Source organism: Comamonas sp. GB3 AK4-5, assembly GCF_041320665.1.
GTDB lineage: Bacteria > Pseudomonadota > Gammaproteobacteria > Burkholderiales > Burkholderiaceae_C > Comamonas.
The window spans coordinates 1,126,288-1,138,523 of sequence record NZ_CP166730.1; the positions used below are offsets into that span (position 1 = coordinate 1,126,288).

Here is a 12,236-nt window from a genome sequence, read left to right on the forward strand (position 1 = left end):
GTGTTGGAGTCTGGCGCCACCTTGCACAGCGCCATGGACAGCATTGCCGTCGGCTTTTTGCAGCTGGATGTGCAGCACAAAGTGGTGCACTGGAATCCGCGCTACGAGGAAATGTTCCCTTGGCAGCGCGGCCATCTGCTGCATGGTTGTTTATGGAGCGATGTGCTGGGCCTGGTGTCTTCGGGGGCCGACACCCAGCTGCACAGCGAGCTGGTGCAGCTGCGTCGGCTGCAACAGGCCTGGGATGCCGGTGAAGCCACCGTGGCTGAACTGGCTACGGTGGGTGGCTTGATGCTGCAGCTGAGCCGACGCTTTACGCCGGATGGCGGCAGCGTCATCACCTGCGAAGACATCACCGAAATTCGGGCGGCCACGGCCGAGATTGAAAACCTGGCTTTCTACGACCCACTCACCGGCCTGCCCAACCGCCGCCTGCTGCTGGACCGCTTGCGCCAGGCCACCCACCTGGCGCTGCGTGCGGGGTGGTTGGGCGCCTTGATGTTCGTGGACCTGAACAAATTCAAGGTCCTCAACGACACCCAGGGCCATGAGGTGGGAGACATGCTGCTGCAGGAGGTGGCACAGCGCTTGCGCAATGCCATACGTGCTTCCGATACGGTCGCTCGCCTGGGGGGGGATGAGTTTGTGATCATGCTGTGCGATCTGCCGGCGGATGCGGAAGCCGCAGCCCGCTTGACCGAGCGCATTGCAGAGAAGATCGTGCACCGCCTGGGAGAGCCTTATCTGTTGGGCTCCTATGTGCATAGAGGCACGGCCAGCCTGGGGGTGACCCTTTTTGGGCAGGAGCCGGTGGAAGTGAGTGAGCTGCTCAAGCAAGCGGACATCGCCATGTACCAGGCCAAGTCCATGCAGGCAGTGGATGTGTGTTTTTTCGAGCCCCACATGCAGGAAGTCATCAACGCCCGCGCGCGCATGGAGGCCGATTTGCGCCAGGCGCTGGCCCTGGAGCAATTTTCCCTGCACTACCAGCTGCAGATTCTGGCGGACGGCAACATTGACGGGATCGAGGCCTTGATTCGCTGGGAGCATCCGGAGCGCGGCATGGTCCTGCCCAGTGCCTTCATTCCTGTGGCCGAAGACAGCGAGCTCATCGTGCGCATCGGCCAATGGGTGTTGCGTACGGCCTGTCAGCAGCTGGCGCGCTGGCAGAACCAGCCGCGCCTGGCCGGCGTGGTGGTGGCTGTGAATGTGAGTGCACGCCAGTTCCGGCAGCAGGACTTTGTACAGCAGGTGCAGCGGGCGCTCAAAGACAGTGGTGTGGCCCCGAGCCTGCTGCGGCTGGAGCTGACAGAGGCGCTGGTGATTGACGACATGGAAGACTCCATCGCCAAGATGAGCGCGCTGCGTGCGATGGGGGTGCGTTTTGCCATCGATGATTTCGGCACCGGCAAGTCCTCGTTGTTCTACCTGACGCGCCTGCCTTTGAGCCAGCTGAAGATCGACCAGTCCTTTGTGCGCCACCTGGGCGTAAGCCATACGGATGATGTGGTGGCGCAGACCATCATCGGCATGGCCCACAACCTGGGCCTGACGGTGATCGCTGAAGGCGTGGAGCAGCAAGACCAGATCGACAGCCTGCTGCGCTTTGGTTGTCAGCGGTTTCAGGGCCATTTTTTCTGCCTGCCGCTGCCTGCAACTGCGTTGCAGGGTTTTGTCGAAGAGATGCCGCCACTTTCGCAGGCCATGCAGGGCGGCAACGTGCTGTCCGGTCAGGGGCGGTTGACCTTGGTCGCCCCTGCGCAGACCGAGCATTCAGCGCCGGGAGGAGACGACGATGCCGCCCACGATGAGCGCGAAAGCCAGCAGGTGGTAGAGGTGGGGCAGCTCGGCCAGGACCAGTGTGGAGAGCATGGCGGTAAAGACCGGGATGAGGTTGGCGAAGAAACCCGCTACAGCCGGCCCAGCGTGTGAGACACCGACATTCCAGAAACGGTAGGCCAACACGGCCGGTCCCAGGGCGATGAACAGCAAGGCAGCGGCCAGTGGCAGGCTTTGTTGCAGGTGCTGCAGGCCCAGTGCCAGCTCACCCCCGGCAAACAGGGCCGACCAGCCCAGGCCGAACACCAGTTGCGCCATCAGAAAAGCAGCCCAGTCGTGGCGGATGGTGAGAGGCTCCTGGGTCTTGGCCAGCATCCAGCTGTAGAGTGACCACAGTACCGTGGCCAGCAGCACGAAGAGATCACCGGGCACCAACTGCAGGCTGAGCAGCTGGCGCAGCTCGCCCCGGCTCAATACCACGGCCACCCCCAGTACCGAGAGCAAGGCGCCCAGCATCTGGCGCAGCGAAATGCGCGCGCCATAGCGCAGACGGCCGATCAGCAGCATCCACACCGGCATGCTGGAGCCCACCAAGGTCACATTGATGGGCGATGAGGTTTGCAGTGCCGCATACAGCAGCGCGTTGTAGCAGCCAATGCCCAGCAGGCCCAGCACGGCATAGCGCCGCCAGTGCGCCCACAGGGGACTGCTTCGGCGCAGCACGCCCGATGCAAAGGGCAGCAACAGCACAAAGGCCAGCCCCCAGCGCAGGAAGTTCAGGGTGAAAGGGGAGATCAGCTCATGGACCATGCGGCCCACCACGGCATTGCCGGCCCACAGCAGCGGCGCAGCCGTCAGCATGGCCGCCGTGCCCAATGTCAACGGGGAAGTCATAGGGCCGCCATGGTAGCGTTGTTGTCCCTGCCCAGGCCTTGCTCGTGGCAGCATGTCAGCTTTGCTGCCATCGTGCATCACGCTGCGTATTTTTTCAGGAGATGTCATGCCCAACCATGTCGTACAAATTACCCACAACGGCGGCCCAGAAGTGCTGCAACTGGTGGAGCAGAGCGTGCCCGCGCCAGCCAACGGCGAGGTGCTGCTGCACCACCGGGCCATAGGCCTGAACTTCATTGACGTCTACCAGCGCTCAGGCCTGTACCAACTGCCTCTGCCGTTGAATCTGGGCATGGAAGCCGCAGGCATGGTCGAGGCCGTGGGCGCTGGTGTGACCCATCTGAAAGCCGGTGACCGCGTGGCCTATGCCAGCCACCCGCCAGGCAGCTACAGCGAGCGCCGCGTGATGCCCGCCACCCATGTCTGCCGCCTGCCCGACGCCATCAGCTTCGAGACCGGTGCGGCCATGATGCTCAAGGGCATGACGGCCCAGTACCTGCTGAAAAAATGCAAGCCCGTGGAAGGGCTGCAACCCGGCGACCATGTCTTGTTCCACGCCGCTGCTGGCGGAGTGGGCATGATCGCCTGCCAGTGGGCCAAAGCCCTGGGGCTGGAGCTGATTGCCACCGCAGGGTCGGATGAAAAATGCGCGCTGGCCCTTGCCAATGGTGCAGCGCATGCTATCAATTACAGAACAGAGAACTTTGCCGAGCGGGTGATGGAAATCACCGGCGGCAAGGGTGTCAAGGTGGTGTACGACAGCGTGGGCAAGGACACCTGGGAGGGCTCGCTGGCCTGCTTGCGCCGCTTTGGGCTGATGGTGAGCTTTGGCAATGCCTCGGGCCCGGTGCCGGCGTTTGCGCCGGCCGTGCTGGCGGCAAAGTCGCTGTATGTGACGCGCCAGACCCTGTTCGCCCACATGGTGGACCGTGAGGCCACCCAGGCCATGGCCAATGACCTGTTCCACGTGGTGGAGAGCGGGCTGGTGAAAATCCACATCGCCCAGCGCTACCCACTGGCCGATGTGCAGCAGGCCCATCGCGACATGGAAGCGCGCAAGACCACGGGCTCCAGCATCCTCCTGGTCTAGTGTCAGACATGGACTTGCAAGCACCACAGGCCTGGATACAGCCCTTGCGCCTGGCCATGCAACAACCGCCTGCCGCGCCACGCTGGCCGCTGCATTGCAACGGCCAGGTCATTGGCAGTGTGGAGCAGGGCCTGCTGGAGTCTATTGCCGCACCGGCATGGGCAGCGGCACAGGGCATGCAACTGCTGCCAGTGCAAGAGGCGGGCCCATGCTGGCAGTTGCAGGCCACGGCCCCCACACAGGCTTTGAACGGCCTGGCGCAGCTGCTGCGTGCACATGGGCGCTGCGGACCCTGGCGCAACGAGCAATTGGATGTGCGCGCCGATGGCAGCGATACGGTGCTGGCCACCATAGAGCGCGGCGCGGTACGCGCCCTGGGGATTGCCACCCAGGCCGTGCACCTGCTGGGGATGGCCCCGGACGGCCGCATGTGGGTGCAGCAACGGGCCTTGAACAAGGCCAGCCACCCGGGCAAATGGGACACGCTGATGGGGGGCATGGTGTCGTCTGGCGACAGCATCGCCACAGCCCTGGCGCGTGAAACCGAGGAGGAGGCCGGGCTGGACGTAGCTGCCTTGCAGGCCTGCACCTATGGCGGCCATGTGGACTTTGCCTGCCCCAATGGCGAGGAGGGCGATGGCGTGGGCTATATGCGAGAGCGCATCCACTGGTACCACGCCCAGCTGCCTCAGGGCTTGGAGCCGCACAACCAGGACGGCGAGGTGGCGCAATTCCAGTGCATAGACCGCGCCACCTTGGAAGCATGGCTGCTGGCTGGCCGCTTCACACCCGAGGCCAGCCTGATTCTGGCGGACTACCTGGCTTGGTAGTTGGTGGGCTTGCCCATGCTGCGGGAAGCCCCCTCCCCCCCCTTTCCCGCAAGCGGGTGAGGGAGTCATACCAGGGGCTCAGTGCTAAAAACAGATGCTGTTGCATGCCACGCCCCTTTCGCCAGGGACTGCGAGCAAGGGCCGCCCCGCAGCGAGGCTGTCGTCCCCCTTGGGGAAAGCCGCGCAGCGGCTCAGGGGGTGGGCACTTTATGCTCACGCAGCCGGCTGGGTGCCAGGGCGCCGGCTTGCTCCAGGATGGGGTAGGCCACCGAGCACAGCAGCGAGTTGATGCGCTTGAGATCGCTGATCAGGTCGATGTGCAGCGAGCTGGTCTCTATGCTGGGGACAGTGTTGTCGGCCAGACGATTCAGGTGGGTGGCTGCATAGGCCAGCTCCAGATCGCGAAAGCGCGCCTTTTCTTCCAGCAGTTTTTGCGCCTCGCGCGGGTTGCCGTTGAGGAACACGCTCATGGCCAGGCGCAGATTGTTCAGCAGGTGCTGGTGCAGCTCGCGGATTTCCTGCATGCCGGCATCCGAGAAATGCCGGCCCTTGCGGATCTTCTTGACTTCGACTTCCTGCAGCACGCGCTCGATGATGTCGCCGATCTGCTCCATATTGATGGTGAAGCTGATGATTTCCGTCCAGCGCTGGCCTTCGCGCTCGTCCAGCTCGGCGCGCGAAATCTTGGTCATGTAGTACTTGATGGCCGAGTACAGATCGTCCACCGTGTCTTCGAGCTTGCGCAGATCCTGCGACAGCTTTTCGTCATCGGTTTCCACCACCTGTTGCAGGCCGATCAGCATGGACTCCACCACATCGGCCTGATGCAGGGCTTCACGCGCCGCGCAGCTGATGGCCAGCGAGGGGGTGGACAGGGCCGATGGGTCCAGATGGCGCGGGCGCAGCAGGCTGGCGGCGCTGTGGTCCTCGGGTTTGGGCAGCAGCTTGGCCACCCAATGGGCCACGGTCTGGGTCATGCCGATAAAGCACAGGCTGTTGAAGATGTTGAACACCAGGTGGAACAGCACCACGTTCTGGCCGGCTCCGTCGATATGGGGCTGGGCATACAGCACCCACAGACCGGTGAACGGGGCCACGATGGCCACGCCCATGATCTTGAACAGCATATTGCCCATGGTGACCTGGCGCACCTCGATGGCCGCCTTGGCGGTGGTCAGCACGGCCACCAGGCCGCTGCCCAGGTTGGCGCCCAGGGTCAGGCCCAGGGCCACGTCCAGCGGGATTACGCCCGAGCTGGCCATGGCCGCAATCAGCAGCACGATGGCCAGGCTGGAATAGGCCAGCACCGCCAGCACGGCGCCCAGCATCAGTTCCATGAAGATGTCGCTGCTGACCGAGGACAGCAGTGTGCGCACGGTGGGCGACTCCAGCAGCGGCTCGGTGGCTTCCACCACCAGACGCAGGGCCAGCAGCATCAGGCCCAGGCCGATCAGCGCACGCCCTATGCGCCCGGGCGTGGTGTCCTGCCGGGTGATGAACAGCACCACGCCCACAAAAATGAACAGCGGCGACAGCCAGGATAGATCGAACGAGAACAGCACCGCCATGATGGCCGTGCCCACATCGGCGCCGCGCATCACGGACAGGGCCGCAGGCAAGGAGATAAAGCCCTGGCCGACAAAGGCCGAGGTCATCAGCGAGGTGGCCGTGCTGGACTGCACCAGGGCGGTGACGCCCAGGCCTGATAGCGCCGCCGTGAAACGGTTGCCCATGCTGTGTGCCAGCAGATTGCGCAAATTGGCGCCAAAGACGCGCAAAACCCCGGTTCGCACCATATGGGTGCCCCAGACCAGGAGGGCCACAGCCGCCAAAAGATTCAGTAAGTGCTTCATCAAAGGTTCGCCAAGAAGCGAACAAATATAACCTTGGGGCCCCCGTCAGCGCACAGACCATACAGAGAGCGCGCACAGAGGGGTGGGAGATAAGAAAATTCTAGAAAGAAAACGAAGCAAAAGGAAGTGGTGATAACGGCATAAAACCCTAGCGTTGCTGCGCATGCTGCTATGTATTTTTTCTACGGCCTACGCTAGCACGGGCATGGAGCGCTGGTGTGGCGGGCCGTCCTTCTGGTGCGCAGAGATGGACAGCCGTGCAGCAAGCTCTCTGGCCGGCGGCTGAAGCCCCGGCCTTGGGGTTTTTACAACCCGCGCTTGGCGCGGCGGGCGCGCAGGATTTCATCGAGGATCAGCAAGACAGCGCCCACGGAGATACCCATATCGGCCACGTTGAAGGCCGGGAAATGGCTGAGGCCCCAGTAGAAGTCCAGAAAGTCCACCACATAGCCGTGTTGCAGGCGGTCCACCACATTGCCGATGGCGCCACCCAGAATGCTGGACAGTGCAAAGCAAAACAGCTTTTGCTCCGGGTGTTTCTTGAGCTGCCAGACGATGAGCACCGTGGCAGCTGCGCCGATGGCCACAAACAGCCAGCGCTGCCAGCCGCTGCCGTCGGCCAGAAAGGAAAACGCCGCGCCGGTGTTGTGGGCGCGCACGATGTTGAAGAAGCCGGTGATGGGTGTCCAGTCGCCCAGCTGGTAGACGCCCAGAATCCACTGCTTGCTCAGCTGGTCGATGGCGATGATGGCCAGGGCCCAGGCCAGCCAGGGCCAGATGCGGGTGCTGCGCGAAGCGCCAAGGGGTGCGGTCATGGCAATCGGGTCCACAGTGAAACTAAAAAATCATAGCTTTCTGTGCAATCACCACAAGGTTTTCAGGTGGATTAATGCCTGAAGCCAGCGGTTCAATTGCACAGACAGCTCCTATCTTTGCATGAACGCAAACCGCCCACGCGGCCGTGGGCGGGGTGTTATCTCAGCGGCGAGGCTTATGCCTTGCTGCGGGCTTCACCGCTGCCGTGCAAATTGCTGTCGCAACGGCCGCACAGCGTGGGGTGCTCGGGGTTGACGCCCACATCATCGCGGTAATGCCAGCAGCGCTCGCACTTGGCATGCGCCGAAGGCGTCACCGCCACGGTCAGGGCCTGTGTATCCGCTGCTGCAGCCACGGCGGCAGCGGCCGAGGTGATGAAGACGAACTTCAGGTCATCGCCCAGCGATTGCAGCAGGGCCAGGTCTTCGGGCTGGGCGCTGAGCGTGACTTCGGCCTGCAGCGAGGCGCCCACCTTGCCGTCGGCACGCAGGGCCTCGATGTCCTTGTTGACCACATCGCGGATGGCGCGGATGCGCTCCCACTTGGCCAGCAGGGCTGGGCTGCCCTCGGGCAGGGTGCTGTATTGCTCCAGGAAGATGGATTCGCTGCTGCCCACGATCTGCCAGGCCTCTTCGGCCGTGAAGGACAGGAAGGGCGCCATCCAGCGCAGCAGTGCCTGGGTGATCTGGTGCAAGGCGGTCTGGGCGCTGCGGCGGGCCAGGCTCTTGGGCGCGCTGGTGTAGAGGCGGTCCTTGAGGATGTCCAGGTAGAAGCCGCCCAGGTCTTCCGAGCAGTACAGCTGCAGCTTGGCCACCACGGGGTGGAACTCATAGACCTTGTAGTGGGCCAGGATGTCCTGCTGCAGCTGGGCTGCGCGGGCCAGGGCGTACTGGTCGATCTCCAGCATGTCTTCAAATGCCACGCTCTCGGTGGCGGCATCGAAGTCGCTGGTGTTGGCCAGCAAAAAGCGCAGCGTGTTGCGGATGCGGCGGTAGGCGTCGACCACGCGGGCCAGCACCTTGTCGTCGCCGGCGATGTCGCCGGAGTAGTCGCTGGCGGCCACCCACAGGCGAATGATTTCCGCGCCCATTTTCTTGCTGACTTCGTCGGGTTCGATGCCGTTGCCCAGCGACTTGCTCATCTTGCGGCCCTGGCTGTCCACGGTGAAACCATGGGTCAGCAGGCCCTTGTAGGGTGCGCGGCCGAAGATGGCGCTGGCCAGCAGCAGCGAGCTGTGGAACCAGCCGCGGTGCTGGTCATGGCCTTCCAGGTACAGATCGGCCTCGGGGCCGCTGTCATGGTGCATCTCGGGGTGGGAGCCGCGCAGCACATGCCAGAACGAGGAGCCCGAGTCGAACCAGACTTCGAGAATATCGGTGCTCTTGGTGTAGAGCTTGGCGTCTTCGGCGCCCAGGATGTCCTCGGCCGTGGCGCGGCTCCAGGCCTCGATGCCGCCGGCTTCCACCATGTCGGCCGCCTGGTCGATGATCTCCATGGTGCGCGGGTGCAGCGCGCCCGTGTCCACATGCAGGAAGAAGGGGATGGGCACGCCCCAGGAACGCTGGCGCGAGATGCACCAGTCGGGTCGGCCGGCGATCATGTCACGCAGACGGGACTGGCCGTTTTCCGGGTAGAAGCCGGTTTGCTCGATGGCCTCCAGCGCGATCTGGCGCAGTGTCTTGGCCGGCTTTTGGGCGGGGTCGGTGAACACGCCCTCGCCCTCGTCCATGCGGACGAACCACTGGGCCGCGGCGCGGTAGATCACCGGGGTCTTGTGGCGCCAGCAATGCGGGTAGCTGTGGCTGATGGTGGTGGTGTCCAGCAGGCGGCCGGCCAATTTCAGCGCGTCGAGGATGACGGGCACGGCCTTCCAGATATGCTGGCCGCCAAACAGCGGCAGCTCGGGTGCGTACACGCCGTTGCCCTGCACGGGGTTCAGGATATCCTTGTAGTCCATGCCGTTGCCGACGCAGGAGTTGAAGTCATCCACGCCATAGGCCGGGGCCGAGTGCACGATACCGGTGCCGTCGTCGGCCGTGGCGTAATCGGCCAGGTAGACGGGCGAGACGCGGTCAAAGCCCTTGTCCACATGGGCCAGGGGGTGCTTGAAGTTGACATGGTCCAGTGCCTTGCCCAGGGCGGTGGCGATGACCTTGCCTTCCAGCTTCCAGCGCGTGAGGCATTTCTCCACCAGGGCGCTGGCGACGATGAGCAGACCACGCTCGGTCTCGACCAGGCTGTATTCCAGCTCGGGGTTGACGTTGAGCGCCTGGTTGGCGGGAATGGTCCAGGCCGTGGTGGTCCAGATGACGATAAAGGCTTCTTTGGAGAGCTTGTCCAGGCCAAAGGCCGCAGCCAGCTTGGCCGGCTCGGCAGCGGGGAACATCACGTCCAGCGTCTGCGACTGTTTGTCCGCGTATTCGATCTCGAACTCGGCCAGGGACGAGGCGCAGTCAAAGCACCAGTACACGGGCTTGAGGCCACGGTAGACAAAGCCGCGCTCCACCACCTTCTTCAAGGCCCGCAGCTCGCCGGCCTCGTTGGCGTAGTTCATGGTCTTGTAGGGGTGGTCCCAGTCGCCCAGCACGCCCAGGCGCTTGAAGCCCGCCATCTGGATGCCGATTTGCTCGGTGGCAAAGGCGCGGCTCTTGGCCTGCATCTCGTCGCGCGGCAGATTGCGGCCGAACTTCTTTTCGATGGCGTTCTCGATGGGCAGGCCGTGGCAGTCCCAGCCAGGGGCGTACATGGCGTCAAAGCCCTCGAGCTGGCGGCTCTTGACGATCATGTCCTTCAGGATCTTGTTGACGGCGTGGCCCATGTGGATCTGGCCGTTGGCATAGGGGGGGCCGTCATGCAAGATGAACTTGGGCGCGCCGTGGCGCGCGTCGCGCAGCTTTTTGTAGATGCCCTTGTCGTCCCATTCCTTGGCCCAGGCGGGCTCACGCTTGGGCAGATCGCCGCGCATGGGGAAGGGGGTGTCGGGCATGTTCAGCGTCGATCGATAGACAGACGCTTCGGGCTTGGCGGACTTGGAATCAGACATGGAAAACCTTAGAGCAGAGCATGGCCCCAGCGGGCGCAGCAGCGCAAAGACCAGGGCGTGAAGGGAGTGCGAGCGCCTGGTGCGCACCCGCGCCCAGGCAGGGGACGGCGAGCGTCAAATTCGGTCGCGCGTGGTCTGGCGACGGGTATCGGTATAGGACGGCTGCTGGGTGGATGCGAAAAACGCACGCGCGTCATCGCAGTCCTTGGCGATGCCGGTCGTGAGGGCGTCGAGACTGTCGTACTTCAGCTCGTCGTGCAGTTTGTGCAAAAGTTCCACGCGGATGATTTTACCGTAGGCGCCTTCGCCTCCGAGTTCGGTGGGCCAATCCAGGCAATGGGTCTCCAGCAGCACGCGGCCGCCGTTGACGTCGCCGGGGTCCAGCGAGGGACGCACGCCCAGGTTGGCCACGCCGCGCAAAGCCTGGCCATGCAGGCCGTGAACCAGCACGGCAAAAATGCCGCTGGCTGCGGGCTTCCAGTGGTCAAAGCGCAGATTCAATGTGCGAAAACCGTCGGCCGCACCGGCGCTGGATTCGGCCAGTTGCCGGCCGAGCTTGCGCCCATGGACCACATGGCCCGAGATCGTATAGGGATGGCCCAGCAGCTTGGCGGCCTGCTGCATGTCGCCGGCCGCCAGGGCCTCGCGCACCGTGGTGCTGGAAACGCGCTCGCCATGCACCTCGTAGCTGTTCATGCGTGCCACATCAAAGCCCTGGGCCTGGCCGGCTGCGTCCAGCATGGCGTAGTCGCCGGCGCGCTTGCTGCCGAAGCGAAAGTCGTCGCCCACCAGCACATACTTGGCGCCCAGGCCGCTGACCAGCACGTCCTGGATAAAGGCCTCGGGCGCCTGGCCTGCCAATGCGGCATTGAAGGGCAGCACCACCACCTGGTCCACGCCGCAAAACGCCAGCTGACCGAGCTTGTCGCGCAGCGTGCCCACACGGGCCGGGGCCAGTGCGGGCTGGTTCAGCTTCTGGGCGAAGTAATCGCGCGGATGGGGCTCGAAAGTCAGCACGCAGGTGGGCAGGCCGCGTTGCGCTGCCTCGGCACGCAGCAATCCCAGCATGGCCTGGTGGCCACGGTGCACACCATCAAAATTGCCTATGGTGAGCGCGCAGGCACCAGCCCGCTCTGGGTGTTGAAGGCCTCGGAAAATCTTCATCGGATTGCTTTATTTTTTATAGCATTGCGTGCTGTTCAACTCAGTGCGCGATGGTGGTTGGACACTGAAAGCGAGTATATTGCCACCGATAAGGTATGCCTGCTGCTTGCCTTATCGAGCCTGCGACTTAGCGCGCGACCCGTCTTGGCCCCTGGTTGGTAAGAGGAGGTGCATCGTGAAGGTTCTGAAGCTGTCCGCCCACGGACTGCCCCAGTCATGGATCAGTCTGGAAGAGGCCGTGCTGCACTACGCCGCCGACGAGGTCCGTTGGGAGTCGGGCGCGCAGGTCGCGGTCTTTCGCGGGGGGCACAACGCCCATACCGGCGTGCAGTCGGTGATCTGTGTCAACAGCATCATCGGCACCAAGGGCGTGCCCCGCATCAATCCCCATGCCCTCAAGCCGGGGCTCACCAACAGCAAGCTGTTTGCCCGTGATCGCCATCTCTGCGCCTATTGCGGGCGCAAGCATGATGAAGCAGATCTGACGCGCGAGCATATCCAGCCCTTTGCCCAGCGTGGCCAGGATCACTGGATGAATGTGGTCACGGCCTGCCGCGCCTGCAACCACCGCAAGGGCCCGCGCACGCCCGAGCAGGCCCATATGCCGCTGCTGTATGCGCCCTACATCCCCAGCCTGTGGGAGGACTTCATCTTGCGCAACCGCCGCATCCTGGTCGACCAGATGGAGTTTTTGCTGGCCCATGTGCCCAAGAGCTCGCGTTGGGCGCTATAGCCAAGGGTGAGAGGGGTGCTGCAGAATTTGCTGG

General features: G+C 63.7%; 8 protein-coding genes and 1 pseudogene. 4 read left to right on the plus strand and 5 right to left on the minus strand.

The window, feature by feature from the left end:
• Window positions 1-33: 33 nt before the first annotated feature.
• Window positions 34-1,587, plus strand: a pseudogene (locus ACA027_RS04945) (putative bifunctional diguanylate cyclase/phosphodiesterase); the annotation flags it as partial.
• A 186-nt stretch (window positions 1,588-1,773) separates the two neighbouring features.
• Here the strand turns inward: ACA027_RS04945 and ACA027_RS04950 are convergent.
• On the minus strand, window positions 1,774-2,673 hold the full coding sequence (locus ACA027_RS04950) for a DMT family transporter (RefSeq protein WP_370681294.1): 900 nt from the start codon (window positions 2,671-2,673) through the stop codon (window positions 1,774-1,776).
• A gap of 106 nt (window positions 2,674-2,779) precedes the next feature.
• On the opposite strand from ACA027_RS04950, the gene ACA027_RS04955 reads away from it, so the two are divergent.
• Both ACA027_RS04955 and ACA027_RS04960 read left to right on the plus strand, forming a co-directional pair.
• On the plus strand, window positions 2,780-3,763 hold the full coding sequence (locus ACA027_RS04955; RefSeq protein WP_370681295.1) for a quinone oxidoreductase: 984 nt from the start codon (window positions 2,780-2,782) through the stop codon (window positions 3,761-3,763).
• Between the two features lie 8 nt (window positions 3,764-3,771).
• Window positions 3,772-4,593 carry a DUF4743 domain-containing protein gene (locus ACA027_RS04960; protein ID WP_370681296.1) on the plus strand — a complete coding sequence of 274 codons (822 nt, stop codon included), beginning with the start codon at window positions 3,772-3,774 and terminating at the stop codon, window positions 4,591-4,593.
• 191 nt (window positions 4,594-4,784) lie between these two features.
• On the opposite strand, the gene ACA027_RS04965 is transcribed toward ACA027_RS04960, so the two are convergent.
• The 4 genes from ACA027_RS04965 to ACA027_RS04980 form a co-directional block, all read right to left on the minus strand.
• Window positions 4,785-6,446 (minus strand): Na/Pi cotransporter family protein, encoded by a 1,662-nt coding sequence (locus ACA027_RS04965; RefSeq protein WP_370681297.1) that lies wholly within the window; start codon window positions 6,444-6,446, stop codon window positions 4,785-4,787.
• Between the two features lie 305 nt (window positions 6,447-6,751).
• A complete protein-coding gene (gene lspA / locus ACA027_RS04970; protein WP_370681298.1) occupies window positions 6,752-7,261 on the minus strand; it encodes a signal peptidase II in 510 nt (169 codons plus the stop codon).
• Window positions 7,262-7,437: 176 nt separating this feature from the next.
• A complete protein-coding gene (gene ileS, locus ACA027_RS04975; RefSeq protein ID WP_370681299.1) occupies window positions 7,438-10,305 on the minus strand; it encodes an isoleucine--tRNA ligase in 2,868 nt (955 codons plus the stop codon).
• A gap of 114 nt (window positions 10,306-10,419) precedes the next feature.
• A complete protein-coding gene (locus ACA027_RS04980; RefSeq protein WP_370681301.1) occupies window positions 10,420-11,469 on the minus strand; it encodes a bifunctional riboflavin kinase/FAD synthetase in 1,050 nt (349 codons plus the stop codon).
• A 175-nt stretch (window positions 11,470-11,644) separates the two neighbouring features.
• Here ACA027_RS04980 and ACA027_RS04985 point away from each other — a divergent pair, with 175 nt between their 5' ends.
• On the plus strand, window positions 11,645-12,202 hold the full coding sequence (locus ACA027_RS04985) for an HNH endonuclease (protein ID WP_370681302.1): 558 nt from the start codon (window positions 11,645-11,647) through the stop codon (window positions 12,200-12,202).
• Window positions 12,203-12,236 lie beyond the last annotated feature (34 nt).

What these genes read in the sequence shown, in the direction of transcription:
- ileS (WP_370681299.1), bottom strand. Translation starts at nt 10,305, where the DNA reads ATGTCTGATTCCAAGTCCGCCAAGCCCGAAGCGTCTGTCTATCGATCG.
- lspA (WP_370681298.1), bottom strand. Translation starts at nt 7,261, where the DNA reads ATGACCGCACCCCTTGGCGCTTCGCGCAGCACCCGCATCTGGCCCTGG.
- ACA027_RS04955 (WP_370681295.1), top strand. Translation starts at nt 2,780, where the DNA reads ATGCCCAACCATGTCGTACAAATTACCCACAACGGCGGCCCAGAAGTG.
- ACA027_RS04965 (WP_370681297.1), bottom strand. Translation starts at nt 6,446, where the DNA reads ATGAAGCACTTACTGAATCTTTTGGCGGCTGTGGCCCTCCTGGTCTGG.
- ACA027_RS04950 (WP_370681294.1), bottom strand. Translation starts at nt 2,673, where the DNA reads ATGACTTCCCCGTTGACATTGGGCACGGCGGCCATGCTGACGGCTGCG.
- ACA027_RS04960 (WP_370681296.1), top strand. Translation starts at nt 3,772, where the DNA reads ATGGACTTGCAAGCACCACAGGCCTGGATACAGCCCTTGCGCCTGGCC.
- ACA027_RS04980 (WP_370681301.1), bottom strand. Translation starts at nt 11,469, where the DNA reads ATGAAGATTTTCCGAGGCCTTCAACACCCAGAGCGGGCTGGTGCCTGC.